The following is a 25,082-nucleotide window of genomic DNA, read 5'->3' as shown; positions in this document are numbered from 1 at the left end:
AGAGGGTCCATGACGATCGAGACAAGGCCCCACGGCAAAGTCGGCGCAGAAATCCTGGGCGTTGATCTGGGCCATCTGGCCCCCGGCGATCTGGCGCATATCCGCGCGGCCTTTGCCGAATATGGCGTGGTGTTCTTTCGCGATCAGGCGATCGACGAGGCGCAGCATATCGCCTTTGCCCGCGCGCTCGGGCGGATCAACATCAATCGCTTCTTTGCCGCGCATCCGCACCATCGCGAAATCGCGCTGGTGGTAAAGGAACCCGACCAGCGCACCAATATCGGTGGCGGCTGGCACACCGATCACAGCTATGATCGCGAACCGGCGCTGGGCTCGGTGCTGGTGGCGCGCGAATTGCCGCCGCAGGGTGGCGCAACCGACTTTGCCTCGATGGCCGCCGCCTACGACGCGCTGCCCGATGATCTGCGCGAATGCATCGCGGGCTTGCGCGCGGTACATTCGGCGCGGCACGTGTTCGGCAGCAAGGCGCTGGCTTATGCCGACGAGCGCGATGCGCCAAAGGGGCGGATCGGCAATGCGCCTGCAGCAGACGGGTTGAGCGACGTGACCCATCCGGTGGTGATCATCCACCCGCTCAGCGGCCGCCGCGTGCTTTTCGTCAATCCGGGTTTCACCATCGCGATTGCCGGACTGCCCGAGGCGCAATCGCGCGCGCTGCTCGACAGGCTTTTTGCGCATTGCCGCGATCCCCGGTTTCACGAGACGTTTCACTGGCAACCCGGTTCGGTGGCGTTGTGGGACAATCGCGCCACCTGGCACCTGGCGCACAACGATTACCACGGTCATCGCCGCGAAATGCACCGCATCACCATCGAAGGGCAGGCGCTGGAGGCCGCAGATCCTTTGACCGCCTGACGGATTTGCGGCAGAGGACGCTCGGTTCGCCGCATGGTGCGCGCAAACCATCGGCAATTTCGTGCGTGGTGCGCGCCCCGTTAATCGGCCAGCAAGCCCGGCGCAAACAGGCTGCGGCATCTGATAGACCGTCAAAGGAGCAGTGTGATGCGGGTCATTTCCAACAGGCCGACAGCGCTCGCGGTGCTTGCCGTGCTGGCCGTACCGGCGTGGGGCAGCGCGTCTGCCCAGGGCCAGATGCAAACCGATCCCAATATCGTGGTCAATGGCGAACGCGCACCCGATGCCCCGGCGCTGGTGCCGGGGCCCGAAATCAGGGGCGTGATCGCCGCGCGCAACGGCAACCGGATCAAGGTGATGACGCCTGACGGCGCCGGCACCGTGATCGCGATCAGCGATAGCACCCGGATCAAGGGCGGCGGCGGGCTGTTTGGCACCAGCAGCAGCAAATATTCGCCCGACCAGTTGCTCAACGGCCTGCCGGTAACGGTGCGCACGTTGCAGGCGGATGGTGGCCTGGTGGCAGCGCAGGTGACGTTCAAGACCAGCGATCTGAAAACCGCCAACATGATCCGCACGGGCACATCGCAACGGTTTGACGAACAGGCCGCCGCGACCGAGGCGCTGCGCGGGCGCATGGGCGATATCGACAAGTACAATATCAAAAGCACGACCAACGTGTTTTTCGACACCGGCAAGGCAGCGCTGTCGGGCAAGGCACGCGAAGACTTGTGCGCCGCGGCTGCAGCTGCCGAAAACACCAACAATGCGTTGATGCTGGTGGTCGGCTATACCGATTCGGTGGGCAGCGACGAATACAACCAGACGCTGAGCGAAAAACGCGCCGGCAGCGTGATCAATTTCCTGCAACAGGCCTGCCACTGGAAACCCTATCGCATGCTGACACCGACCGGCATGGCCAAAGCCGACCCGTTGGCCAGCAACGACACCCCCGAGGGCAAGGCGCAGAACCGTCGCGTGTCGGTCAATATCCTGGTCAGCAAGGGGCTGGACGGGCTGTAAAACGCCGCGTCGCAGGCCCCAGGCAGTTGACGAAACCCGACATCGTCCGTTTTTTTCGGACGCTTCTGGCGTTTGCGTGGCGATGGTGGGCCCGGCAGGATTTGAACCCGCGACCTAGCCGTTATGAGCGGCCAGCTCTAACCGCTGAGCTACAGGCCCACGCAGGACAGGCGAGTAAAGCGGCCGGTGTCCCTTTGCAAGCGACGCGTCAGCCTTGCGCAGCCGCGGCGATATCGGACATGGTGACAGGCATCACGCCGCGCCGGCGCAAATGGTCAAAGACCGTGCGCCACCAATCATACATGCGTTCCAGTGCGGCGTCGTCGCGGACATAGGGTGTGTTGCCGGGCACCAGCGAAGGGCTGTGGAATGCAAACACCAGCACCGGCAGCCGATCATGCAGCGCCGCATCAATCGCGCGCAGCGCGGCGGCGGTATCGACGCCTTCAGGGGTCAGCGGCACACGTTCGAGCATGCCGAGCCGGGCCAGCACGCCGCGCATGCGCGCAATCCGCCACAGGCGATGGTACACCGCGCCGCCATACCGCCGCAGCGATCCGCAATACACCGTTGTCAGCGGCAGTTCGATCAGTCCGGCCGCGCGATCGATCCACCACGGGTGCGATGGATGGTCGCGAAAACACGGCCCGCTCTGGTCGGTGTAGTCGAACTGTGCGCGGATCGAGCTGTCGATGCGGATGCCGCCGTCGGCGATGATCTGCGCGGTGTTGGGGCCCACGCCATAACGCCCGGCGCGATAGATGCGCGGGGCCGTGCCAAAGGCTGCAGCGATAGTCTGGTGCAAGTGTTCGAATTTGGCGCGTTCGAGGTCGGCGGGCAGATGGCCGGCATAGCTGTTGTGGATGGTCACCGCCTCGTCATGCGGTGGATTGACCCAGGGGTGCAGTTGCACACCGATTTCGGCGCGGCCCTGGGCGACGGCAGGTCCCAGCAGATCGACCACCCGCGCATCGCACGCCACCGGGTAATCGAGCAGATACACCGGGGCGATACCATTGTCTTCGCAGAATGCCTGAAACCGGCCCAGCGCGGGCACATGGGTCAGGCCATGACCAAACCGGTCAAACGGCTTGGCCCAGTCGAATTCCTCTTCGGTATCGACCGTGACCACGAACCGGGTGCCAAACCCTGGCGCAAACCGGACAAAATCGCCGGGTCCCGGGATATCGCGAATATCCGGGCCACCGCTCGCACTGGCCAAACTCGTTCCCTCACAACCCCCCGGCCATCTGCGGGTCACCCTTGGCTATAAAGCGGCAGCGGCCTGGTCAAGGGTCGCAGGCTGGTCAAGCGGCAGAACCATGTCCAAAACCGGGGATCCCGGCGCGGTCGCGCGGTTCAGATCACCACCGGCAGCGCGAATTTCCGCGCGTGCCAGCCGCAGTGCAAATCCGTGGCCCAGCATGCCCACACCGCGGCCCAGGCGCGATGGATCGGGCGCAAACAGATCATCATCGTCGCGCAGCGCAAGGGCTGCGGGCAGCGTCATCGTCAACTTGGCGGTCAGGTGCGCCGCGTCGGGGACAAGCGCCAGCGTCAGCCGTTCACCCGGCGCAGCCGCACCGACAAGGGTCGACAGCAGACGCCAGAGCATCTGTTCAGCCTCGGCCGGATCGATCGCCACCGGCAGCGGCACATCGGGCGCAGTCCAGCGCAGGCGTACTTCGCGCGGGGCAATCAACGGGTCAAGCTGGGCCATCAGCCGGGTTACGATCCGGGTCAGGTCGGCCTGGCCCTGGTCAACCTGCACACGCCCCGATTCCAGCCGTACCAGCCGTTCCACATCTTCAAAACCTGCCAGCATGCGCGCCGCATCCGCCGCGATCGAGGCGGCCAGCGATCGGTACTGGTGCGGCGTGGGGCCCAGCATCTGTTGCTGGATCAGTTCGGCAAAGCCCTGGATCGCATTGATGGGGGTGCGCAATTCGTGCAGCAACTGCTGCAGCACATCGCCCCCCTGATCGGCGGGTTGCGCGGCGACAGTGCCGGGCAGGGGGCGGCGCAGCCTGGCGCGATACCCGGCAAACTGTCCGCCGGCACAGCCAAACGCCGGCGCCGCGTCGATCCGCCATTGCCCGGCAATGCGTGGCGCGCCGTCCACCGTCAGCGCGCCTGCCACGATCGGCTGCCGGGCGCGAAACGCGGCCAGCGTGGCCGGATCAACCGATGCGGCGGCGCTGTCCGATGCCGGCACAAACGGCATGTGCCCGACCAGCAGCGCGGCATCGACACCTTCGGCGGCGATGATCATGCCGCCTGCATCAAACGCGATGTCGATCAGCGTAACCGGCGATTCGGCAGCGGGGCACTCGGCAAAAGGCAACCGTGTCTGGCCCGGTTCGGCGCGGGTCTCGTCCTGCCGGTTGCGGCGAAAGGCCTCGATCCGGCGGACAATCGCCCCGATGCCCTCGCGCGCAGGCATTTCGTCCAGTTCCGTACGCCGCTGGCGATCCAGTTGCACCAGATTGGAGGCGGGCTTGGGTGCCACCGGGGGCGCCGCCGGCGCGATGGGTGCGGCCTGCACCAAAGGGCCGGTCAGCACGAAATCACCGATGCCCAGCTGTTCCAGCAGCGCAATCACCGCTGGCGACAGATCGCGACGGTGGCGCAGCGCGCCGCGCGCATGGATCGGCAGGCCGGGCACCAGGCGCAGCCAATCTTCGTCTTCAAGCCGTGCGCGGTTGATCGCGGCAAGCGCGGTGCGTGGGCCGCGCTCGACCAGATGCGCGACCAGCCGCGGCGAACGCAGCGTGCACAGCCCGATCAGCACCGCCGACGCCGCATCGCCCAGATCCGCATGCAGCGCATCAAGCCTGGCCAGCGCCAGATCATGTCGATCGGTCCAATGCGTATCGGGGGTGCGGCCAAGAATATCGATCAGCTGACGCAACTGGGTGTTAAGGCCCGCCCGGCCGGCCGCATGCGTCTGCAGCACGGTATCAAGGCGGTCATCCACGATCATTGCTGCTCCGCATAGTCGGCCCGCGGGCCGTGTCATCCGATTCGTACGTTCGTGCAGCACCCTTGCGAACGCGGTGTTAACGTCTGTACCTTGCCGAAGGTTCGTGCCCCCTGTGGGCCTGCCGGCCAAGGCGCCGAGTGCCAGTGGACACAGGACCCTAACAAAATGTGCAAGCGTGGAAAGCGCTGTGTTGATTGCGTTGCAATGTGGGACGATTGCGGTAAGAGACAAGAATATTATAGAGCGGCAGGGTCTTGAGAGGCGAATCTTGCTTGCATCCGATGGCGGGGGAACCGCCGGGGATCAACGCTCTCGCCCCTCACGCATTTCGACGCGCACATCGACCTGACAAGAATCCGACCTGACGGCAACGAGGACCATGGCGACACTGGATGCAATTGACCGCCGGCTGCTTGCCGAACTGCAAGCCGAAGGCCGGGTTACCAATGTCGAACTGGCCCAGCGGGTTGGCCTGACCGCGCCGCCCTGCCTGCGCCGCGTGCGCGCGCTTGAAGAAGCAGGCGTCATCCGCGGCTATCACGCCGATCTCGACAGTTCGAAGCTGGGCTTTGCCATCACCGTGTTCGCGCTGGTCAGTCTGAAAAGCCAGGCCGAGGAATCGCTGCGCCAGTTCGAAGAGCATATGCGCGGCCTGCCCGAAGTACGCGAATGCCACATGCTGAACGGCGAGATCGATTTTATCCTGAAAATCGTCAGCCGCGATCTGCAAAGCTTTCAGGAATTCCTGACCAGCAAACTGACCCCTGCGCCCAACGTGGCCAGCGTCAAGACCTCGCTGACGATCCGCACCGCCAAGCAGCAGCCGGGTGTGCCACTGGAGGATGTCGAGTAACGCCGCGTTTGGTTTGACATGGAGCGCCGGTATGAAGCGTGCATGGACGTTGTTGGCAGCGGCGTTGACATGTGGGGCGGAACCGGCGTTGGCCGAACAGACGCTGTGCGATGCCCTCCATCAGTTTGAAGTTGCACCCCACGCGCAAACTGCTGTTGCGCCAAAGCGCCGGTCGATCACATTTTACTGGGGTACCGACCCCGCGGAGTTCTTCTCCGTCGGTTGCCTGCATTCAACCGAGGCAGTCGAGAAACAGACCTGCGAATGGTTGATCCACCATACCAGTTGGGAATTCCCGATGGGCCTGGCGCAGGGCGTCATGCGATGCCACGGCTACCGCTTCCCCAAGGGTGCGATCTTGGACTGGCATGCCATGTCGGGCACGATACGATTGCCGGGCAGCGCTGGCGAGGACTTGATCCTCGATCTGGCGTTCGACACGGACAAATCGGCCATCAGATTGTCCGTCGAACAATACGGTATCGTCTATATGCCCGCAGAACCCAAAGCGCTGGAGCCATGGCCTGCCACGCCGGCCAAGTGATCATCGATGCATTGTTTTCAACATCATTTGATGCTATTTTTGATGCCCTAGCAAAGGACATGCCATGCGCACCACACTTGCCCTCGATGACGACCTGGTCGCCAAAGCCCAGGCCTTCACTGGCCTGAAGGAAAAGTCGTCGCTTGTCCGCGAAGCGCTGACCGCCTTGATCGAGCGCGAAAGCGCGCGGCGTCTGGCCCGGCTTGGCGGCAGCGAGCCGGAGTTGGTGCTGCCGCCGCGTCGCCGGCCCGGAGCGAAAGCAGCTTGATTCTGGTCGACAGTTCGGTGTGGATCGATCACTTGCGCGCGACCGATCGGGCGCTTGCGGCGCTACTGGACCGGGCACAAGTGCTGGCGCATCCGTTTGTTGTGGGCGAACTTTCGCTCGGCATTTTGGGACAGCGCAGAGCCATTCTGGACGCGTTGCAGGGATTGCCTCAGGCGATTGTTGCCAAAGATAGCGAAGTGCTTGCATTCATTGACCGATACGCCCTGCATGGCCGGGGGATCGGCTATATCGACGCCCATCTCCTGGCATCGGTACGCCTTACTGCCGACGCCGCCTTGTGGACTCGCGACAAGCGGTTGCAGGCGGTCGCCGCCGAGTTTGGCATTGCCGCCTGACGCGCCTACTTTCCCTGCGCCCGCTCGTGGTGGCGGATCACCTCCTGAATGATGAAGCGCAGGAATTTTTCGGAAAATTCGGGGTCCAGGCGGGCGTCGGCCGCCAGCTTGCGCAGGCGTTCGATCTGGCGCTGTTCGCGGTCGGGGTCGCTGGGTGGAAGATCGTGTTCAGCCTTGTAAGCGCCCACCGCCTGGGTGATCCGGAACCGTTCGGCCAGGATGTGAATCATCGCTGCATCGATGTTGTCGATGCTCTGGCGATAGCCGTCGAGTACACGGTCCTGGCGCATTCACATCTCCATCGGTACGGGTATTGCACGTAGAGGCCCCATAGCTGCGTAAACTTAAACTTGCCAAGTGCCCGCCCGCAGGCCAATCGGTCGGGCGATGTCTGCCTCGATCCATCCGCTGCCCCGCCGGGCCGAACCTTCGCTTCAGCCGCTGATGGCGCTTGTCGCCGATGGCATGAACAGCGTCAACGCGGTCATTCTCGACCGGATGCAATCGCGCATCCCGTTGATACCCGCGCTGGCCGGTCATCTGATCGCCGGCGGCGGCAAACGCATGCGTCCGATGTTGACGCTCGCCGGAGCAGCGCTGGTCGGATATGGCGGCAGCCGCCATTACCAACTGGCCGCGGCGGTCGAATTCATCCACACCGCCACGCTGCTGCACGACGATGTGGTTGACGGGTCCGACATGCGCCGGGGCAAGCAGGCCGCCAATATCATTTATGGCAATCCCGCCACCGTGCTGGTGGGCGATTTCCTGTTCAGCCGCAGCTTTGAACTGATGGTCGAAGATGGCTCGATCAAGGTGCTGCGCATCCTGTCGAATGCCGCTGCGGTGATCACCGAGGGCGAGGTGGATCAACTGGTGGCCCAGCGCCAGATCGAAACCACCGAAGAACGGTACCTGGCGATCATCAACGGCAAGACCGCCGCGCTGTTTGCCGCCGCGTGCCGCATCGCCGCGGTGGTTGCCGAACGGCCCGAAGCCGAAGAGGCCGCGCTTGACGCCTATGGCCGCAATCTGGGCATTGCGTTCCAGCTGGCCGACGATGCGATCGATTATGATTCGAATGCGGCCGAAATGGGCAAGGACCAGGGCGACGATTTCCGCGAGGGCAAAATGACCCTGCCGGTGATCCTGGCCTATGCGCGCGGCACCGAGGACGAACGCGCGTTCTGGCGTGATGCCATTGCCGGCGATCGCAACAGCGATGCCGACCTTGCCGAGGCGATCGCGCTGATCCGCAAACACGACGCGGTCCACGCCACGCGCGAACGCGCGCGCCATTACGCACAGCGCGCCATCGACGCCATCGCCGCCTTTCCCGCCGGAGCGGCCAAGGCCGCGATGACCGAGGCCGCGGAATTCGCGGTGGCGCGCCGCTTCTAGACGGCTTTAGCCTCCCCGTTTCCGGGGAGGATGGCGCTTATCCCATCGGGTACATGATCGCGCGGCTGACCGCGTTGACCGCCTTCATCGCGGTATCGGGCAGAACCAGATCGGCGGCAGCAAAGATCGGGTCGAGCTGGTCTTCGCGCGACACGCCGACAATGGTCGAAGCCACGAAATCGTGCTGTTTCGACCAGGCGACCGCAAAAGTCACCGGATCAAGGTCATGGTCGGCGGCAATCGCGGCAAAGCGTTCGGCAGAGCTGATCGATTTGTCGTTGACGAAACGGCGCGCCATCGCTTCCTGCCGTCCGCCCATCGCCAGATAGTTGGAAAAGCGTGCGCCTTCGGGCCGGGCGCCGTTGCTGTATTTGGTCGCCAAGACGCCGCCACCGATCGGGGAATAGGGGATCAGGCTGACCCCTTCCTTGCGACAGACTTGCGCCAGTTCGTCCTCGAACCGGCGGTTGTTCAGGCTGAAATTGTTCTGGATCGTGTGATACCGCGCCGCGCCCAGCTTGTCCGACGCCGCGATCGATTTCATCAGGCCCCACGACGTCTCGTTCGAACAGCCCAGCACGCGCACTTTGCCCGCGCGCACCAGTTCGTCGAGCACCTCCATCGTCTCGTCATAGGCGGTGTCGTGATCGGGCCAGTGGGTCTGGTACAAGTCGATATAGTCGGTGCCGAGCTTGGTCAGGCTGTCTTCGACCGACACCATGATATTGCGCCGGTCGAGCGCGGTCATGCCGCTGCGCTTGGGGCTTTTGAACCAGACGTGGCTGGGGCCCGATACTTTGGTGGCCAGGATGATGGCATCGCGCGGCTTGGTCTTCAGCCATTTGCCGACGATTTCTTCGGTGCGGCCAACCCATTTGGCATCGGGTGGCACCGGATAGCCTTCTGCGGTGTCGAAAAAATTGATCCCCGCGTCGTAACTGCGGTCGAGAATGCGCAAGGATGTGGCTTCGTCGGTCTGGCTGCCAAAGGTCATCGTGCCCATGCAGATATCGGACACGACAATGGCAGACGTGCCAAGACGGCGATGTTTCATCGGGATCTCCGGATTGATCGATGTGCGCAAGGACGGTTGCGACTTGCAACCTGATTGCCCCAATCTTTCGGGGCGGGTCAAGGGGCAGCCTCAGGCGCGCCGCCGGGCGCGATGCCACAGGCGCCAAAGCGCATATCCGGTCGCCGCCGAAACGAGCACCAGCGCCAGCACGGCGCCCGCCACGGCCAGCCCGCCAAGCACGAGCGAACGTACCAGATCGGCAATGATGGTGATTGCCGTCTTCATCGTCGATACCCTGTGCGCAACGCCGTTGCGGTCACGTTTTCCCCGACCTTTTGTCGCAATGGACCAGATTTTTCATGCATTGCGCAACGTAGCGTGGCTATAGCACGGTTCATCTCGTCGTCACCTCATGTTCAACAGGATTGTCCGTGTTGTCTTGCCCGTCAAACGCCGTGTTTCATCGCCTGCTTGGTTCGACTGTCCATGCTGTACTGGCAATTGCCGCACTGGGATTTGCCTGCAACCCGGTGGCAGCGGCCACAGCCACCCCCGTGGCCAAGCCATCGCCTGCCAATATCGCGCTGACATTCGACGATCTGCCCGGGATCGTGCTGAAGCCGCAGCAGGATTATGTCGATGCCACCAACAAGGCGCTGATCGCGGGGCTTAAGCGGCACCATTTTTCGGCGATCGGCTTTGTCAACGAGGGCAAGCTTGACGACATTATCCGGGCCCGCCAGATCGCGGTGCTGCGCCGCTGGCTCAAGGCCGGGTTCGATCTGGGCAACCACACGTTTTCGCATTCGTCGCCCAACCAGATTGGCGCCAGATCCTATATCGCCGATATTGCCCGGGGCGAAAAGGTGATCCGTCCGATGATGGATCACGCGCATCGCAAACTGCAATGGTTCCGCCACCCTTATCTGGAAACCGGCAGTCCCGAGCCGGTGAAGGCCGAGATCGACCAATGGCTGGCCGCACATGGCTATCGCATCGCGCCGGTCACGATCGATGCCGATGACTGGGAATTTGCCGAACCCTACGACAATGCCGTGATGAAAGGCAACAAGGCCGAGGCGACGCGCATCCGCGACATCTATCTGGCCTATACCGAACGCACCATCGGCTGGTACCGCCGGGCCTCGATGGCCTTGTTCGGGCGCGACATTGCCTATGTCATGCTGCTGCACGATACCCGGCTGAATGCGGATTGCTTCGAAGGGCTGGCCGCGATCCTGGCGCGCCAGAACATGCATGTCATCCCGCTTGAACAGGCGATGCTGGATCCGGCCTATCAGACGCCCGACAATTACGCGGGCAAGGACGGCGTGGAATGGCTTGAACGCTGGTCGCTGACGCTGAACAAGGAATTGCCGTGGGACGACTTTGAAGATGTGCCCAAGGGGATCGAAAAGGAATACAACCGGCTCGACAGCCAATAAGACCTGGTCAGGTTCAGCGGTGCATGGTGGAAAGCAGCGCGAAGATGGCCTGAATGATGCTGGTTCCCGCAATCGGGGCCAGCAGCAGCAGGCCCAGATTGATCGCAACGATCAGGCCGATGATCCGTTCGCCGCGCCGGTTCAACTTTGGCTTGCCGGTTTCGGGCAGGGGCGAGGGCGGAGGAACCGGCGGCCACTGATCGCGCAAATCCAGAAACATGCGGCAACCCTTTTTTCTGCTGTCGGTTGAGGCCGACTGTTGATCGTTTCTGCCGCCGCCGGCTGTTCGCACAGGACCGGGGCTGTTCACATCGTTCCAAGCGTCGAGATTATCATGCCGTCTGGCCGAGTAAACAGCGTAATGTACGTGTCCTGGCGGCGAACTGGTCTGTTTCGGCGCAATACCCGGGATCGGCTTGTACGCACAGGCGCAGCCTTGATCGAGGCCCACGCCGCCTGCGGCGTTGCGGATTGTGTCCACGCCGCTTAGGGCATGGCCGGTGTCCGATCTGCCCATCCATTCTGTCCTTCCCGATCTGCTTGCCGCGCTGGCGCAGGGGGTTTCGGCAGTGCTGATCGCGCCACCGGGCGCGGGCAAGACCACCGCGGTGGCGCCCGCCCTGATCGCGCAAGACTGGTGCACAGGGACAGTGATCGTGCTCAGCCCGCGCCGCGTCGCGGCGCGGGCTGCGGCCGAACGCATGGCCGAATTGCTGGATCAGGTGGCGGGGCAGACCGTGGGCTATGTCACGCGGCTGGACAGCAAGCGCAGTGCTGCAACCCGCGTCGTGGTGATGACCGAGGCGATCTTTGTCGCGACCATTCTGGGCGATCCCGAACTGGCGGGCGTGTCGGCGGTGCTGTTCGACGAGGCGCACGAACGTCATCTTGACGCCGACCTCGGGCTGGCGCTGGCGATCGAGGCGCAGACCGTGTTGCGGCCCGATCTGCGATTGCTGGTGATGTCGGCCACGCTCGATGGCGCGCGCTTTGCTGCACTGCTCGAACGCGGCGAGGCATCGGTGCCGGTGATCGAAAGCGAGGGCCGCGCGCATCCGCTGACGATCCGCTGGCTCGGCTGGTCGGCGGATCAGCCGGTAGAGGCGCAGACCAGCACCGCAATCGTGCGCGCCTGGGGTGAAACCGCCGGCGATATCCTGGCTTTCCTGCCCGGTGTGCGCCAGATCGACCGTACCGCTGATCTTCTGGCCATGCGCCTGCCGCAAGCGTTGGTCCTGCCACTGCACGGACAAGTGGATCCCGCCGCACAGCGCGCCGCGATCCGCCGCGATGCCAATGGCCGCCGCCGGGTGGTGCTGGCCACCAGCATTGCCGAAACCTCGCTGACGCTCGACGGCGTGTCGGTGGTCGTCGATGCCGGGCTGTCGCGGCAGGCCGAATTCGACAAGGCGGCGGGCGTCACCCGGCTGATAACCACCCGCGCCAGCCAGGCGGCGGCGGCCCAGCGCGCAGGCCGCGCGGCGCGACAGGGCCCGGGCACGGCCTATCGCCTGTGGGAAGAGGCGGCGCATGCGGGCAGGCCGGCCTTTGCCGCGCCCGAAATCCTGACCCAGGACCTGGGCCCGCTAGCGCTGACGTTGGCGCAATGGGGCGCCGGCGATGCCGGCGCGCTGGCGTGGATCGATCCGCCACCGGTCGCGGCGCTGTCCGCCGCGCGCGCCAGCCTTGCCGCACTGGGTGCGCTTGATGGCGAAGCGCGGATCACGCCGCATGGCGCCGCGATGGCCCGCCTGCCGATGGAGCCGGCGCTGGCGCACATGCTGCTCTATGCCGCGGCGCGGGGCGATCGCACGGCCACGCTGGCGGCGCGACTGGCGCTGTTGTTGCAGGAACGCGGGCTGGGCGGGCGCAGCGAGGATCTGGCACGGCGGCTCGATGCGTGGAATGCGGATCGTTCGGCGCGGGCGGGGGCGGCACGCGATCTGGCGCAGCGCTGGGCACGCGCGGCCTTGCGGCTGATCCCGGCGGCCCGGCAGGAAGATCTGCCCCCGGCGGTGCTGCTGGCCGAAGCGTTCCCGGATCGTATTGCCCGCGCGCGATCGGCCAATGGAGAAGACTGGCTGGCGGCCGGCGGGCGCGGGTTCAGGCTTGATCCGGCATCGCCATTTGTCACCGCGCGCTGGCTGGTGATCGGCGATGCCCAGGGCGAAGCGCGCGGCGCGCGGATCACCGCCGCGCTGGCGCTCGACGAAGCGGATATCGCCCGCCACCTTGGCCATCGCCTGACCGGGCGCACCGCGATCGACTGGAACGCGGCAGAGGCGCGGGTCGAGGCGCGGCTGGAACGGCGGCTGGGTGCGATCGTCATGGCGCGTGTGCCCGATCCGGAGCCCGATAATGCGGCCATGGTCGCGCGGCTGATCGCGGCGGTGCGCGAAACCGGTCTTGGCCTGCTGCCGCTGGGCAAGCCCAGCCTGGCGCTGATCGAACGCGCGCGTCACGCAAGCCTGGATGTGTTGTCGCAACAGGCCCTGCGCGACAGCGCCGATGTGTGGCTGGGCCCGCTGCTGGCCGGGCGGCGCGATCTGGCGGTCAACGCGGGCAAACTGCACGAGGCGCTGCTGGCCCGGCTGGACTGGGCGCAAACACAGGATCTGGACAGGGTGGCGCCTTCACAATTCCGCGACCCCACTGGCGCATCGCATGCGATCGATTACGATCACGATGCCGGACCGACCGTCGAATTGCGGGTGCAGGCGCTGTTCGGGCTGGACCGGCATCCGGTGATCGGGCAACCGCCGCGTCCGCTGCTGCTGTCGCTGACGTCGCCCGGCGGGCGCCCGATCCAGACCACTGCCGATCTGCCCGGATTCTGGCGTGGATCGTGGCGCGATGTGGTCAAGGACATGAAGGGCCGCTATCCCAGACACCGCTGGCCCGACACGCCCTGGACCGAGGCGCCCAGCCTGAAGACCAAGAACGCCTTCCTTGGACAAAAACGGACTTGATTTGTCGCGCGATTCGGTTGCAAGCGCGCGGCATGACCGCACGCATCTTTCAGCGCCCCAAGAACGCCATGCAGTCGGGCAAGTCCCGCATCAATGACTGGCTGCTTGAATTCGCCCCGGCCGAGGCGAAGAAACCCGACCCGCTGACCGGCTGGGCCGGATCGGGCGACATGCAGCAGCAGGTGATCCTGAAGTTCGCCAGCGAAGCCGAGGCGCGCGCCTATGCCGAACGCTACGGGATCGCCGTGCACGTCACCCCGACGCCACCGCGGCGGTTGAAACTGCAAAGCTACGCCGACAATTTTCGCTGAACGCTGTCTGCGACGCGCGCCTGACAGCGTATAGCGTTGCCGCACACGCCAACGCCAGGCGCTCTTGCAATTTCGGCGCGGTCCGGTCATAGGCGCGACCGGGAGTCGGGTGGACGTTTGCGTTCGCCAACCTGGTCAGATCCGGAAGGAAGCAGCCACAACGATCAGCGACGGGTCGCCCGGCTCCTTTTGCGAAAGCTTGCAGATGTGGACCACTGCTCCACCGGCATTCGACTTTCCCCGCCATAGCTTCTACCTAGTGGCATGATGGCCGATTCAACCGACATGTTTGGCGATGCCGCCAACGAACCGCTGACCGCTGCCGCGCTTGAGGCTGCGGGGCAGAATTCGATGTTTGGCGATCCCGCGCCTGCCGCCCGGCAGCCGGCCGCGCATGCAGCAGCGGACCCGCCGCCCCAGGCCTATCGGGTGCTGGCGCGCAAATACCGGTCGCAGACTTTTGCCGAACTGATCGGGCAGGAGGCGATGGTGCAAACCCTTGCCAATGCTATCCGGCGCGGGCGGCTGGCGCATGCCTTTTTGATGACCGGCATTCGCGGGGTGGGCAAAACCTCCACCGCGCGGCTGATTGCCAAGGCGCTGAACTGCATCGGACCCGACGGGCAGGGCGGGCCCACGATCGATCCCTGCGGGCAATGCGAACCGTGCCAGGCGATTGCCGAAGGGCGCCATATCGACGTGATCGAAATGGACGCCGCCAGCCACACCGGCGTGGATGATGTGCGCGAAATCATCGAGGCGGTGCGCTATGCCGCGGTCTCGGCGCGGTACAAGATCTATATCATCGACGAAGTCCACATGCTCAGCCGCAATGCGTTCAACGCGCTGCTCAAGACGCTTGAAGAACCGCCGGCGCATGTCAAATTCCTGTTTGCCACCACCGAAGTCGACAAGCTGCCGGTAACCGTGCTGTCGCGGTGCCAGCGGTTTGATCTCAAACGCATCGAGGCACCGGTGCTGGCCGCGCATTTCGCGATGATCTGCGAAAAGGAGGCGGTCAGCGCCGATCCCGAGGCGCTTGATCTGATCGCCGCAGCCGCCGAGGGTTCGGTGCGCGACGGGCTTTCTATCCTCGATCAGGCGATCAGCCACGCCGACCTTGCCACCGGCGGCGAAGGCCGCACGCATGTCACTGCGGTGCAGTTGCGCGAAATGCTGGGGCTGGCCGATCGCGCGATGCAGGGCCGGCTGTTTGCCGCGCTGCTGTCGGGCGATCCGGCGCAAGTGCTTGGCGAAGTGGCAGGGCAATATGCGCTGGGCATCGAACCGCTGGCGCTGATGCGCGCGCAGCTCGACCTGGTGCACAAGGTCACGCTGGCGCAAGTAACCGGCAAAGCCGATGTGCCAGGCGCGCAAGAGCGCGAGGCGATCGGCACCTGGGCCAAGACACTCAGCGCCGGGCAAATGCACCGCCTGTGGCAATTGCTGCTGAAAGGTCATGACGAAGTGCGCGTCGCGCCCGATCCGCTGGCCGCAGCGCAGATGGCCATGCTGCGCGTGATGCATGCCAGCGACATGCCCGATCCCGGCGGTCTGGTCCGCAAGATCGAGGCGCTGGTGCGCGACGCGGCGCATGCTGCCCCGGCAAATGCAGGGCCCGACGGCAGTGCGGCGCCCGCCGCGCAGGCTGTCGCCAGGCCCGTCGACTGGGCCACACTGGTCGATCAGGTCGATCAGGTTTCGCCGCTGGTGGCATCGACGATGCGGCTGGCGGTGCGGGTGATCACGCTGGCGTCGGGCACGTTGGTCTATGAACTGGCACCCGGCATTCCGGGCGATCCGTCGGCCGATATGCGCCGCGCGCTTGAAACCGCCACCGGTGAACGGTGGCAGGTCGAACGCGGCGATGCCGCAGGCGCGCCCAGCCTGGAAGAAGTGCGCGCTGCGCAGGCCGCCGCCGAAGATGCCGCAATGCATGACGATCCGCTGGTCAAGGCCGTGATGGCGGCCTTTCCCGAGGCGCGGATCATCGATCAGCCGGATTCTGCCGATACCGGCGCAAAACCCTGGAGCCGACGCGCATGAAATCGATGGAAGACATGATCCAGGCCGCCCAACGCGCGGCCGAGACGATCCAGAAGCAGATGGGCGAGGCGCAGGGCCGCCTCGATTCGATCGAAGTCGACGGCCTGGCCGGTGGCGGGCTGGTGCGCATCCGCGCCACCGCCAAGGGCCGCGTGATCGGCGTGGCGATCGATGACAGCCTGGTGCAAGTGTCCGAAAAGGGCATTCTTGAGGATCTGGTGGCGGCGGCGTTCAACGATGCCCGCGGCCGGGCCGATGCCGTGGCGGCCGAAGAAATGCAGAAGGTGCAGATGGCAGCAGGCATTCCCCCGGGTTTCAAACTGCCGTTCTGATCCGGGGGGGCTTCCCCCGCAGACAGCTGTCCCGATCATGCTGCACCTGCGATAAGCAGAGCCTTGCGCACGGCATGCCGTTCGCAACTCTCAGGCTTTTTTGACAATTGCGTGCTAGGAACGCGATGCGCGCACTGCGCGACCCATACCGCATGCCCCCCGTGCGCCGTGTGGCGAAAGGATCCGAATTGATCGTGCTGACCGCCGTGCTTGCGGCTTCGTTGACCCAGACCGAACCGCCGGCTCAGGGCGTGGCCCCTGCCGCCCCGACGCAAGCCGCTGCTCCTGTCGAGCCCGCGGCGCCGGTATCGACACCGCCGGCCGATCCGGCCCCTGCCGCCCCGCCCGCTGCGCCTTCGCCTGCGGCTGCCGATACCCCCGCGCCTGCGGCTGGCGATACGCCGGTGCCTGCCGCAAACGCGCAGATTGTCGTGTCGGGCGAACACAAGATGCAGAAGATCGATCCCGTCGAAGGGGTCAACAAGGTCTCGTTCCAGGCAATCGAATCGGTCGACAAGGCGCTGATCGGGCCGGTCATGCACGTTTACCGCGATGGCATTCCTTCGCCGATGCGCCAGGGTCTGCACAATTTCTTTTTCAATCTGACCGAGCCGGTCAACGCGTTGAACCATGTTCTGCAATTGCATCCGGGGCGCGCGGCGCAGACCCTGGCGCGGTTTGGCATCAATTCCACCATCGGGATCGGCGGGCTGCTCGATGTGGCCAAGAAAAAGCCGTTCAATATCCATTACCGGCCCAACGGATTTGGCAACACTTTCGGATACTGGGGGATCGGGCCGGGGCCTTATCTGTTCCTGCCGTTGGTGGGTCCGACTTCGGTGCGCGATCTGATCGGCTCGCTGCTTGACAACGCGGCGCTGCCGTTGGCGTTCAAGCCATTGAAAAATTATTATTATGTCACGGCCTCGGGCGTGATTACCGAACTGGATTACCGCGTCGACATCGATGAAGGCGTCGAACGTGTGCGCAAGACCAGCAATGTCTATGCCTCGTACCGCCAGGCCTATTTCCGATCGCGGTTCGAAGAGATCGAGGGCCTGCACGGGCGTGGTCCGCTGGCCAAGGGCGAAGTCGGCCAGCCGCCGTTCGTGCGCCCGCTCGAGCCCGAGGGCCCGGCAAAGCCACCCGTTCCGGCCACGCTTGCCCCGGCGCCTGCGGCCGTGCCATCGCCATCCGCCCAGGTTCGGTTGCCGCAGCCGCCCCCGCCGCCGGTGTTCATTGCGGTGCCGATCATCCAGCCGCATGCCGTGGTACAGCCCTTGCCGCCCAGATATCATCTCGGCGGAAGCTGATTGCAGGCGGCGTTGCCCCTGAAACCGCGCAGATGTCTACCGTCTTTGGTTCAAAGGGCATTGCGGCCACGCCGCAGTGATCCCATATCTGCGCAAAGCCCCGTCAAAGGTCCTGTGGCAGGCGCACTCGAAAGCGCGCAACCACACCGGCCGGACACGGGGGAAAGGAACCGGATTTCAATGCAACATTTTCCTCTTTTGCCGCTGCGCGATATCGTGGTCTTCCCCGGCATGGTCGTGCCGCTGTTTGTCGGACGTGAAAAATCGGTGGCCGCGCTTGAAGCGGCGATGGGCGGGGCCAAGGACATCTTCCTGCTGGCACAGCTCGATCCCGGCATCGACGATCCCGATCACGATGATCTGTACGACACCGGCGTGATCGCCAAAGTGCTGCAATTGCTCAAATTGCCCGATGGCACCGTGCGCGTGCTGGTCGAAGGGCATCAACGCGCCCGGCTGGTCGATCTTTCGTCCGAATCCGGCGCACACGGCGCATTGCTGCTGGCCGGCGTCGAGCCGATCGAACCCGTCGCGCTGACCGGCGCCGAAGTGTCGGCGATGATGCGCCAGGTGGTCGAACAGTTTGGCGAATATGCCAAGCTGTCGAAAAAGCTGCCGCAGGATGCCGGATCGGCGCTCGGCGATATCGACGACGCGGGCAAGCTGGCCGATGCGGTCGCCGCAAATCTGGCCGCCAAAGTCGCCGACAAGCAGGCGGTGCTGTCGGAAAACGACGCGCTCAAGCGCCTGGAAATGGTGTTGTCCTTCATGGAGGGCGAGCTTGGCGTGCTGCAGGTCGAACGCAAGATCCGGGGCCGGGTCAAGCGCCAGATGGAAAAGACCCAGCGCGAATATTACCTCAACGAGCAGCTCAAGGCGATCCAGTCCGAACTGGGCGGCAGCGACGAAGGCGGCGGCAACGAGCTGGACGAACTGGCCGAGCGTATCGACAAGCTCAAGCTGTCGAAGGATGCCCGCGCCAAGGCCGGCGCCGAGCTGAAAAAGCTTAAGACCATGCAGCCGATGTCGGCCGAAGCCACCGTCATCCGCAACTATCTCGACGTCTTGCTGGGCCTGCCGTGGGGCAAGCGCAGCAAGCTGAAGCGTGATATCGGCGCGGCGCAGGCCGTGCTCGATGCCGATCACTATGCGCTCGACAAGGTCAAGGACCGGATCATCGAGTATCTGGCGGTGCAGGCGCGTACCAACAAGCTGAAAGGCCCGATCCTGTGCCTGGTCGGACCGCCGGGTGTGGGCAAGACCAGCCTGGGCAAATCGATCGCCAAGGCCACCGGGCGCCAGTTCATCCGCCAGTCGCTGGGCGGCGTGCGCGACGAGGCTGAAATCCGCGGCCACCGGCGCACCTATATCGGTTCGCTGCCGGGCAAGATCGTGACCAACCTGCGCAAGGCGGAGACGATGAACCCGCTGTTCCTGCTCGATGAAATCGACAAGCTGGGGCAGGATTTCCGCGGCGATCCGGCGTCGGCGCTGCTCGAGGTGCTCGATCCCGAACAGAACGCAAAGTTCCAGGACCACTATCTGGAGGTCGATGTCGATCTGTCGGACGTGATGTTCGTGTGCACCGCCAACAGCCTGAACCTGCCGCAGGCCTTGCTCGACCGCATGGAGATCATCCGGCTCGAAGGCTATACCGAGGATGAAAAGGTCGAGATCGCCGAACGGCATCTGGTGGCCAAGCAGGTGCAGGCGCACGGGCTGAAATCGGGCGAATTCACACTGGAACACGACGCCTTGCGCGATCTGATCCGGTATTACACGCGCGAAGCCGGGGTGCGCACGCTTGAACGCGAAATTGCGCGGCTGGCGCGCAAATCGCTGCGGCGCATTCTGGAAGGCAAGGACAAGACCGTTACGATCACCGCGGACAACCTGTCCGACTTTGCCGGCGTGCGCAAATTCCGTCATGGCATGTCCGACGACGAAAACCAGGTCGGCGCGGTAACAGGCCTGGCCTGGACCGAAGTCGGTGGCGAACTGCTGACGATCGAAAGCGTTACCGTGCCGGGCAAGGGGGCCGCGCGCACGACCGGCAAGCTGGGCGAGGTGATGAGCGAATCGGTCCAGATGGCGTTCAGTTTCGTCAAGTCGCGCGGGCCGCACTATGGCATCCGGCCGTCGATTTTTCAGCGCAAGGATCTGCACATCCACCTGCCCGAGGGCGCTGTGCCCAAGGACGGGCCAAGTGCGGGGGTCGGCATGGTCACCGCGATGGTGTCAACGCTGACCGGCATCCCGGTGCGTGCCGATGTGGCGATGACCGGCGAAGTTACGCTGCGGGGCCGTGTGCTGGCGATCGGCGGGCTGAAGGAAAAGCTGCTGGCGGCACTGCGCGGCGGGATCACGACCGTGCTGATCCCTGAAGAAAACCGCAAGGATCTGGCCGAGATCCCGGCCAACATCCTCGACGGGCTGGAAATTCTGCCGGTCAGCCATGTGGACGAGGTGCTGGCGCGTGCGCTGGTATCGCCGACCGAACCGATCGAATGGACCGAAGCCGACGATCTGGCCAGCCAGCCCGTGGCGGCGTTGCCCGCAGCGATCGTTCCACCCACGGCCCACTGAGCCGCGGCATTTCAACGGTCTGAAACGACAGCCCCCTGCCCGCGAAAGCGGGCAGGGGGCATGTCTTTGTTGCGCAGCATTTCGGCACCCGGTCGTTACCCGGCGATACTGCGGCGGTCGGGCAAAGCTTTGCCAATAAGCAGTTGCCCGGATTTCGGGGGTAAATCCGCGCGAATGTGCGCATTTGCCTTTGACAGGCGGCAGCTTTCCCGTTCATGTCCCCCAACCCGTCACATTGATTCCGACGCCAAATATAACCTGCACAAAAACAACGTAGGGGGTTCCCGGTATGAACAAGAACGATCTGATCAGCGCTGTTGCCGATTCCAGCGGCCTGACCAAAGGTGATGCGACCAAGGCTGTCGAAGCCGTGTTCGAAGCTGTCACCGGTGCACTGGCGAAGGGCGACGAAGTGCGTCTGGTCGGTTTCGGCACTTTCTCGGTTGCCAAGCGCAAGGCTTCGACCGGGCGCAACCCGCGGACCGGCGAACCGATGTCGATCAAGGCATCGTCACAGCCCAAGTTCAAGGCCGGCAAGGGCCTGAAGGACGCCGTCAACTAATCGGCGCGTCCGGCGGCACGGGGTCTTGACCGGGCCCGCGCCGAACCAGCAAAAACCGCGCGCGGCTCGTGCCGCAGCGCGGTTTTTTTGTGCCTCAATCCGCCTTGTCGCGGATCGATGCGGCATAAAGCGCGATGGCCGCGGCGGTCGAGACATTCAGGCTTTCGATCCGGCCCGAGATCGGCAGGCGCGCGACCGCATCGCAATGGTCAAGCACGTTGCGGCGGATGCCGTCGCCTTCGGCGCCCAGCACCAGTGCCACGGGCCCGCTGGGCAGTGCCGCCGGAAAGGCCGCCTTGCCTTCGCCATCCAGCGCGATGCGCCAGTAACCAGCCTCTGACAATGTTTCCAGCGCGCGCGCCAGATTGACCACACGCACCCACGGCACCACTTCCAGCGCACCCGAAGCCGATTTGGCCAATGTGCCGGATTCGGGCGGAGCGTGGCGGTCCTGCGTGATCAGCGCGGCCACGTCGAACGCGGCGCAGCTGCGCAGGATGGCGCCGACGTTGTGCGGATCGGTCACCTGGTCAAGGATCACGATCGTGCGCCCGCGGGCCTCGTCCAGCGCCTCGCCCAGCACCAGGTCGGGCAATGGCGCGCAATCGAGCACCAGCCCCTGGTGCGGCGCATCGCGCGCAACCAGACGGCCCAGATCGGCGGCCTGCGCATATTCGATCGGCAGCGAGGCGGGCAATTCGGCATCGTGATCGTCAAGCATTGCCTGGATCGCCTCGCGCGTGCCCCACAGTTTTTTGGCAACGCGTTCGGGATTGGTCAGCGCCGCCTCGACTGCGTGGCGGCCCCACAGGCGCACCGCGCCGGCGCTGCCCCGGCCCGATCCGCGCCCGCCGTGCATCCGGCCCTCGCGCCCGCGCAGCGATGTTTTCGGGCGCCCGCTGTCATTGACCCCTTCACGGGTCTGGCGCGAACGATCATCAGAGGGGCGACGGGGCGAAGCCATGGCGGGGCACTTTCTTTGCAAGGCGGGGTATGCCGGTAAGGCAAAATTCTTGAGGCCCTGTGCCAGCCCCCCCATTGACAGGCAAGCCCCGCTTCGCCAAAGGGTCGCCTCCCTCGGCTGGTAACGCCGGTTTGTGTAACGCAAATCGGTATTTGCCAGGCCCCGACAAGGGCCAGGCACCGGCTTATCTGGTGTGGACAGGTGGCCGAGTGGTTAATGGCAGCAGACTGTAAATCTGCCCGCGAGAGCGTACGGTGGTTCGAATCCACCCCTGTCCACCATCAGATCACTGCCGACCGTTGCGACACAGGCATGGGCACGATCGGTCTTGGCCCGATCGTTTACAAGAACTCGACAGCGTGCGCAGGCTTGGTAGCATGCGCGCCATGCCTGCATCTTCGGTTCCGCGTGGCCGCCGTCTGGTCGGCATCGCCGTGCCTTTCGCCGGGCCCGCGGTCGACGGTGGCACCGCGCACGGCTGGTGCCTGCCGCGCTGTGCGGTGGCAATGGCCTATGACCGGATTTATCTGCAGGTGGCGCAGGCGGGCAGGGGGCATCTGGTGCCGTGGGCCGCGCAAGGGGCGCGGTTTCGCCGTGGCGACGCGATCCCAGTGGCGGTGCATGCCGGATTCAACACGCTGCCCATCGCGCTGACCGTGCCGGCGGGCGGCACCGTCAGTTACGAGCCGCAGGCGGCCGCGGCGCTGGTTTTGGGTGGATTTTCGGCATCGACCGCGCACAATTTTTCGCTGCCTTGCGGCGGGGCACCTGGTGCCGTGGCCAGCGCGACGCCCACCTCTGCGGATTACGGGCTGGGCGCAGCGGGCATGGCGCTGGGGACAGTGCCGGCACCGGTGGCGCGGGTTGCGGGGCCAAAGCGCTATGTGATCGGGGTGTGGAATGCCCGCGCGCAGGAACTGGCCGCCTGGGCAGCGCGCGGGGTCAACACCGCGATCGGGCTGGAAGATGATTTCACCCACGCGGGCGACGCCGAGGCGTGGCACCGTGCCTGGCGCGCAAGCGGCCTTGATCTCGTGCACCGCCCCGGCCGCTGGCGCACGCCGGGCTGGAAAAGCGCCGATACCCGCGCACAAGCCCTTGCCGAGGCTGCCAACCCGCGTGTGATCGCGTGGAACCTGATCGATGAGCCCGATGTGTTTGGCCACCCCGCTCAGCCGGGTTATCGCGGCGCGTTTGATCCTGACCTGACGCGCAGCATGCTCGACCGCGAGGTCGATGACTTGCGCAAGGCCGGGCCGGCCAAGCCGATTTTCTGCAATCTGTCGGGCTATGACCTGTCGCTGGGACTGTTGCCGTGGAAAACGCGGTTTCTCGATGATCCGCACATCGACTGGTGGGGGTTTGACCAATATCCCAATGTGGGCGCACCGGCCGGGTTCCTGATGTTTGAACAGACCGGCGCCGAACGGTTCGTGTCGTCCTGTATCGGGCTGACAGTGGCGCAGATCGTGCAGACCGATTTCAACTATGGCGGATGTGCCACGCCTGCCGCCAGCCGGGGCAAACCGGTGCTGTTTGCGGTGGCCACGGGGCGGGTGCAAGGCGCGCGGGGCCTGGCCGAAGATCCCGCGCGCTGGCGTGCGATCGTGCTGTCGGGGGTGATCAACGGTGCCTGCGGGCATTATTATTTCCCGCAATATCTGGACGGGCCGGACGGCTATGTCAGCGATGATACCGGCGCGCCGATCCTGGCGGCGATGGCGCACGTGCATGCCGTGATCGGGGTGTTGCACCGGCATGGCGCGCTGATCGATCCGGTACATGGGGGCAGGCGGGCCTTTCGGCGTCGACCCTGCGCGTTTGCGCCGATGACCGCGCACAACCAGACAGCGACGTTCATCGCCCCGCGCGACGACCAGTTGCCCGGCCCTTTCGAAGGCTGCGAGATCGATTTGCCGCACGGCGATACGCTGCGCCTGGTGCTGAACCTGACGGGCACGGTGCAGGTGCTGCACGATCCGCACTGGGGCTATGCCGGGCTGCGCTTCGCGCCGTGGCAGGCGCAGGCGTTTCTGGCCCGATCGCCGCACGACGACCTGCTGGCCGGGCTTGTCTGACGCGGCGGTTCTGCGCCGGATTTTTGGGGTGAAAACCGCCTGAACGTCGCCGATCGCGAAACATCCGCTGCATCGTGCGCACGCACGGCGTCGATCCAATTTGCTAATGTCCTGCATTCCGCTTGTGGCGTCACGGCCCCGCCGATAGCAGGACACACCGGATTTCTTGTTTCAGGAGCACGCCTTGGTCGGCGGGACGTATCCCACCAGCCCGCACGAGCGCCGGCGCGGCATTGTCATGGTCGTCGGATCGGCGGTTTTGTGGAGCACGGCCGGGCTGTTTGTGCGCCTGGCAACGCTCGACACGGCTTCGCTGGTGGCGTGGCGATCGTTCTTTGCCGCGCTGGTGCTGGGCGGGCTGGCCACGGCACGGGGCGGGCCGGCGCGCATCCTGGCGGTGCGACGCAGCGGCTGGGTCGGCGTGCTGTTCATGGGCACATCGATCATATCGGGCACGGCCTACGTGCTGTCGCTGCGGCTGACCAGCGTGGCCAATGTCATGACGGTCTATGCCGCACTGCCATTCATCGCCACTGGCATCGGGTTTTTCTGGATACACGAGCGTGTCAGCCGCCGGTTTCTGGTGGCAGGGGCGCTTGCCACATGCGGCATCGTTGCCATGGCGGGGGCGTCGACGGGGCTGGGCGATCTGGCCGGGATCGGCGCGGCCTTTGTCATGACCGCGGGCTTTGCGGTGCAACTGGTGGCGATCAGGCGGCACGGCGGTGTCGATGTCATGGCGCTGAACGCCTGTGCGGCCCTGGCCTGTGTGCCGCTGATGCTGCCGTTTGTGCAGGTTCTGCTGCCATCGCCGGTGCAATTGGTGTGGTGTGCGGCCTATGGCGCGGTGACCACCGGGTTTGCCTATGTCCTGGCGCTTGAGGGTGGACGTCGGGTGCCGCCTGGCGAAGTGGGGTTCATCTCGATGCTCGATGTGGTGCTGGGCCCGTTGTGGGTCTGGCTGGCCTTTGCCGAGCGGCCCAGCCTGACGGTGATCGCGGGCGGGGCGGTCGTGCTGGGGTCGGTGGCGTGGTATCTGTGGAGCAATCCTGCACCCGATCAAGCCTGAGATCGCCTGAATTTGCGCCCTTGTTGGGGCTCGTTTCACCGAAAAACGAAAAACCCGTTCCTGTTTTCAGCCGCGATGCTCTAGAAGC

The 25,082-nt window shown here is 64.9% G+C and carries 24 protein-coding genes, 2 tRNA genes and 1 other RNA gene; 19 read left to right on the top strand and 8 right to left on the bottom strand.

The features are described 5' to 3' along the window. The first annotated feature begins 9 nt into the window (after nucleotides 1-9). Both G404_RS0111205 and G404_RS0111200 read left to right on the top strand, forming a co-directional pair. Nucleotides 10-876 carry a TauD/TfdA dioxygenase family protein gene (locus G404_RS0111205; RefSeq protein WP_028641158.1) on the top strand — a complete coding sequence of 289 codons (867 nt, stop codon included), beginning with the start codon at nucleotides 10-12 and terminating at the stop codon, nucleotides 874-876. Nucleotides 877-1,023: 147 nt separating this feature from the next. Then, nucleotides 1,024-1,899: an OmpA family protein gene (locus tag G404_RS0111200; protein WP_028641157.1), complete on the top strand. Its 876-nt coding sequence runs from the start codon at nucleotides 1,024-1,026 to the stop codon at nucleotides 1,897-1,899. An 83-nt stretch (nucleotides 1,900-1,982) separates the two neighbouring features. Here G404_RS0111200 and G404_RS0111195 read toward each other — a convergent pair. From G404_RS0111195 to G404_RS0111185, 3 genes are all read right to left on the bottom strand, one after another. After that, nucleotides 1,983-2,058: transfer RNA gene (locus G404_RS0111195), tRNA-Ile, on the bottom strand. A gap of 49 nt (nucleotides 2,059-2,107) precedes the next feature. Next, nucleotides 2,108-3,121 (bottom strand): polysaccharide deacetylase family protein, encoded by a 1,014-nt coding sequence (locus G404_RS0111190; RefSeq protein ID WP_028641156.1) that lies wholly within the window; start codon nucleotides 3,119-3,121, stop codon nucleotides 2,108-2,110. A gap of 45 nt (nucleotides 3,122-3,166) precedes the next feature. Continuing rightward, nucleotides 3,167-4,882: a sensor histidine kinase gene (locus G404_RS0111185; protein ID WP_028641155.1), complete on the bottom strand. Its 1,716-nt coding sequence runs from the start codon at nucleotides 4,880-4,882 to the stop codon at nucleotides 3,167-3,169. A gap of 379 nt (nucleotides 4,883-5,261) precedes the next feature. Here G404_RS0111185 and G404_RS0111180 point away from each other — a divergent pair, with 379 nt between their 5' ends. The 4 genes from G404_RS0111180 to G404_RS0111165 all read left to right on the top strand — a co-directional run bounded on the left by G404_RS0111180 (nucleotide 5,262) and on the right by G404_RS0111165 (nucleotide 6,903). Continuing rightward, nucleotides 5,262-5,735, top strand: coding sequence for an Lrp/AsnC family transcriptional regulator (locus G404_RS0111180; RefSeq protein ID WP_028641154.1), 474 nt, complete (start codon nucleotides 5,262-5,264; stop codon nucleotides 5,733-5,735). 88 nt (nucleotides 5,736-5,823) lie between these two features. Beyond that, complete coding sequence (locus tag G404_RS0111175) at nucleotides 5,824-6,279, top strand: hypothetical protein (protein WP_156906281.1); 456 nt, start codon at nucleotides 5,824-5,826, stop codon at nucleotides 6,277-6,279. 64 nt (nucleotides 6,280-6,343) lie between these two features. Beyond that, on the top strand, nucleotides 6,344-6,547 hold the full coding sequence (locus G404_RS0111170) for a type II toxin-antitoxin system VapB family antitoxin (protein WP_028641152.1): 204 nt from the start codon (nucleotides 6,344-6,346) through the stop codon (nucleotides 6,545-6,547). Further along, entirely contained in the window at nucleotides 6,544-6,903 is a 360-nt protein-coding gene (locus G404_RS0111165; RefSeq protein WP_028641151.1) for a type II toxin-antitoxin system VapC family toxin, read from the top strand. The genes G404_RS0111170 and G404_RS0111165 overlap by 4 nt, the downstream gene beginning before the upstream one ends. 5 nt (nucleotides 6,904-6,908) lie before the next feature. Here G404_RS0111165 and G404_RS0111160 read toward each other — a convergent pair whose 3' ends face one another. Then, complete coding sequence (locus G404_RS0111160; RefSeq protein ID WP_028641150.1) at nucleotides 6,909-7,193, bottom strand: chorismate mutase; 285 nt, start codon at nucleotides 7,191-7,193, stop codon at nucleotides 6,909-6,911. A 97-nt stretch (nucleotides 7,194-7,290) separates the two neighbouring features. Here G404_RS0111160 and G404_RS0111155 point away from each other — a divergent pair, with 97 nt between their 5' ends. Next, nucleotides 7,291-8,304 carry a polyprenyl synthetase family protein gene (locus G404_RS0111155; RefSeq protein ID WP_028641149.1) on the top strand — a complete coding sequence of 338 codons (1,014 nt, stop codon included), beginning with the start codon at nucleotides 7,291-7,293 and terminating at the stop codon, nucleotides 8,302-8,304. 37 nt (nucleotides 8,305-8,341) lie between these two features. Here the strand turns inward: G404_RS0111155 and G404_RS0111150 are convergent, their stop codons facing one another. Both G404_RS0111150 and G404_RS20635 read right to left on the bottom strand, forming a co-directional pair. Beyond that, complete coding sequence (locus G404_RS0111150; RefSeq protein ID WP_028641148.1) at nucleotides 8,342-9,358, bottom strand: aldo/keto reductase; 1,017 nt, start codon at nucleotides 9,356-9,358, stop codon at nucleotides 8,342-8,344. A gap of 90 nt (nucleotides 9,359-9,448) precedes the next feature. Continuing rightward, a complete protein-coding gene (locus G404_RS20635; protein WP_169719703.1) occupies nucleotides 9,449-9,604 on the bottom strand; it encodes a hypothetical protein in 156 nt (51 codons plus the stop codon). A gap of 170 nt (nucleotides 9,605-9,774) precedes the next feature. Here G404_RS20635 and G404_RS18865 point away from each other — a divergent pair, with 170 nt between their 5' ends. Beyond that, nucleotides 9,775-10,764, top strand: a complete 990-nt coding sequence (locus G404_RS18865; RefSeq protein WP_245584503.1) for a polysaccharide deacetylase family protein — start codon at nucleotides 9,775-9,777, stop codon at nucleotides 10,762-10,764. 13 nt (nucleotides 10,765-10,777) lie between these two features. On the opposite strand, the gene G404_RS20875 is transcribed toward G404_RS18865, so the two are convergent. Beyond that, the gene (locus G404_RS20875) at nucleotides 10,778-11,281 is read right to left on the bottom strand and encodes a hypothetical protein (protein ID WP_245584502.1); all 504 of its coding nucleotides are present in this window, start codon (nucleotides 11,279-11,281) and stop codon (nucleotides 10,778-10,780) included. Here G404_RS20875 and hrpB point away from each other — a divergent pair. The 8 genes from hrpB (at nucleotide 11,265) to G404_RS0111100 (ending at nucleotide 20,883) form a co-directional block, all read left to right on the top strand. Continuing rightward, nucleotides 11,265-13,733: an ATP-dependent helicase HrpB gene (gene hrpB / locus G404_RS0111130; RefSeq protein WP_028641146.1), complete on the top strand. Its 2,469-nt coding sequence runs from the start codon at nucleotides 11,265-11,267 to the stop codon at nucleotides 13,731-13,733. The genes G404_RS20875 and hrpB overlap by 17 nt on opposite strands. 32 nt (nucleotides 13,734-13,765) lie before the next feature. Continuing rightward, complete coding sequence (locus tag G404_RS0111125) at nucleotides 13,766-14,044, top strand: ETC complex I subunit (protein ID WP_028641145.1); 279 nt, start codon at nucleotides 13,766-13,768, stop codon at nucleotides 14,042-14,044. Nucleotides 14,045-14,142: 98 nt separating this feature from the next. After that, nucleotides 14,143-14,237: signal recognition particle sRNA small type (ffs, locus tag G404_RS20095), an RNA gene on the top strand. Between the two features lie 71 nt (nucleotides 14,238-14,308). After that, nucleotides 14,309-16,090, top strand: coding sequence for a DNA polymerase III subunit gamma/tau (locus tag G404_RS0111120; protein ID WP_028641144.1), 1,782 nt, complete (start codon nucleotides 14,309-14,311; stop codon nucleotides 16,088-16,090). Beyond that, the gene (locus tag G404_RS0111115; protein WP_028641143.1) at nucleotides 16,087-16,422 is read left to right on the top strand and encodes a YbaB/EbfC family nucleoid-associated protein; all 336 of its coding nucleotides are present in this window, start codon (nucleotides 16,087-16,089) and stop codon (nucleotides 16,420-16,422) included. Before G404_RS0111120 ends, G404_RS0111115 begins: the two co-directional genes overlap by 4 nt. A 125-nt stretch (nucleotides 16,423-16,547) precedes the next feature. After that, entirely contained in the window at nucleotides 16,548-17,735 is a 1,188-nt protein-coding gene (locus G404_RS18860) for an MlaA family lipoprotein (RefSeq protein WP_245584501.1), read from the top strand. A gap of 180 nt (nucleotides 17,736-17,915) precedes the next feature. Then, nucleotides 17,916-20,321 (top strand): endopeptidase La, encoded by a 2,406-nt coding sequence (gene lon / locus G404_RS0111105; RefSeq protein WP_028641141.1) that lies wholly within the window; start codon nucleotides 17,916-17,918, stop codon nucleotides 20,319-20,321. Between the two features lie 289 nt (nucleotides 20,322-20,610). Beyond that, nucleotides 20,611-20,883 (top strand): HU family DNA-binding protein, encoded by a 273-nt coding sequence (locus tag G404_RS0111100; protein ID WP_028641140.1) that lies wholly within the window; start codon nucleotides 20,611-20,613, stop codon nucleotides 20,881-20,883. Between the two features lie 94 nt (nucleotides 20,884-20,977). Here G404_RS0111100 and rlmB read toward each other — a convergent pair whose 3' ends face one another. Further along, nucleotides 20,978-21,847, bottom strand: a complete 870-nt coding sequence (gene rlmB, locus G404_RS0111095; RefSeq protein WP_051280573.1) for a 23S rRNA (guanosine(2251)-2'-O)-methyltransferase RlmB — start codon at nucleotides 21,845-21,847, stop codon at nucleotides 20,978-20,980. Nucleotides 21,848-22,042: 195 nt separating this feature from the next. Here rlmB and G404_RS0111090 point away from each other — a divergent pair. The 3 genes from G404_RS0111090 (at nucleotide 22,043) to G404_RS18855 (ending at nucleotide 24,994) form a co-directional block, all read left to right on the top strand. Continuing rightward, nucleotides 22,043-22,128: transfer RNA gene (locus G404_RS0111090), tRNA-Tyr, on the top strand. Between the two features lie 105 nt (nucleotides 22,129-22,233). Continuing rightward, nucleotides 22,234-23,925 (top strand): hypothetical protein, encoded by a 1,692-nt coding sequence (locus G404_RS0111085; RefSeq protein ID WP_156906280.1) that lies wholly within the window; start codon nucleotides 22,234-22,236, stop codon nucleotides 23,923-23,925. Between the two features lie 184 nt (nucleotides 23,926-24,109). Next, nucleotides 24,110-24,994 carry a DMT family transporter gene (locus tag G404_RS18855; protein WP_245584500.1) on the top strand — a complete coding sequence of 295 codons (885 nt, stop codon included), beginning with the start codon at nucleotides 24,110-24,112 and terminating at the stop codon, nucleotides 24,992-24,994. Nucleotides 24,995-25,082 lie beyond the last annotated feature (88 nt).

Source organism: Novosphingobium acidiphilum DSM 19966, assembly GCF_000429005.1.
In the GTDB taxonomy this organism is placed as follows: domain Bacteria; phylum Pseudomonadota; class Alphaproteobacteria; order Sphingomonadales; family Sphingomonadaceae; genus Novosphingobium; species Novosphingobium acidiphilum.
Note: the sequence above shows the minus strand (reverse complement) of the source record. Positions and strands in the feature narration are given on the sequence as shown.

Bases quoted from the DNA above. Each gene is read 5' to 3' on its own strand.
- G404_RS0111115 (WP_028641143.1), top strand. From the start codon at position 16,087: ATGAAATCGATGGAAGACATGATCCAGGCCGCCCAACGCGCGGCCGAG.
- G404_RS0111150 (WP_028641148.1), bottom strand. From the start codon at position 9,358: ATGAAACATCGCCGTCTTGGCACGTCTGCCATTGTCGTGTCCGATATC.
- G404_RS18860 (WP_245584501.1), top strand. From the start codon at position 16,548: ATGCGCGCACTGCGCGACCCATACCGCATGCCCCCCGTGCGCCGTGTG.
- rlmB (WP_051280573.1), bottom strand. From the start codon at position 21,847: ATGGCTTCGCCCCGTCGCCCCTCTGATGATCGTTCGCGCCAGACCCGT.
- G404_RS0111155 (WP_028641149.1), top strand. From the start codon at position 7,291: ATGTCTGCCTCGATCCATCCGCTGCCCCGCCGGGCCGAACCTTCGCTT.
- G404_RS0111125 (WP_028641145.1), top strand. From the start codon at position 13,766: ATGACCGCACGCATCTTTCAGCGCCCCAAGAACGCCATGCAGTCGGGC.
- G404_RS0111100 (WP_028641140.1), top strand. From the start codon at position 20,611: ATGAACAAGAACGATCTGATCAGCGCTGTTGCCGATTCCAGCGGCCTG.
- G404_RS0111180 (WP_028641154.1), top strand. From the start codon at position 5,262: ATGGCGACACTGGATGCAATTGACCGCCGGCTGCTTGCCGAACTGCAA.
- lon (WP_028641141.1), top strand. From the start codon at position 17,916: ATGCAACATTTTCCTCTTTTGCCGCTGCGCGATATCGTGGTCTTCCCC.
- G404_RS0111170 (WP_028641152.1), top strand. From the start codon at position 6,344: ATGCGCACCACACTTGCCCTCGATGACGACCTGGTCGCCAAAGCCCAG.
- G404_RS20875 (WP_245584502.1), bottom strand. From the start codon at position 11,281: ATGGGCAGATCGGACACCGGCCATGCCCTAAGCGGCGTGGACACAATC.
- G404_RS20635 (WP_169719703.1), bottom strand. From the start codon at position 9,604: ATGAAGACGGCAATCACCATCATTGCCGATCTGGTACGTTCGCTCGTG.
- G404_RS0111185 (WP_028641155.1), bottom strand. From the start codon at position 4,882: ATGATCGTGGATGACCGCCTTGATACCGTGCTGCAGACGCATGCGGCC.
- G404_RS0111205 (WP_028641158.1), top strand. From the start codon at position 10: ATGACGATCGAGACAAGGCCCCACGGCAAAGTCGGCGCAGAAATCCTG.
- G404_RS0111085 (WP_156906280.1), top strand. From the start codon at position 22,234: ATGCCTGCATCTTCGGTTCCGCGTGGCCGCCGTCTGGTCGGCATCGCC.
- G404_RS0111160 (WP_028641150.1), bottom strand. From the start codon at position 7,193: ATGCGCCAGGACCGTGTACTCGACGGCTATCGCCAGAGCATCGACAAC.
- G404_RS0111200 (WP_028641157.1), top strand. From the start codon at position 1,024: ATGCGGGTCATTTCCAACAGGCCGACAGCGCTCGCGGTGCTTGCCGTG.
- G404_RS0111120 (WP_028641144.1), top strand. From the start codon at position 14,309: ATGATGGCCGATTCAACCGACATGTTTGGCGATGCCGCCAACGAACCG.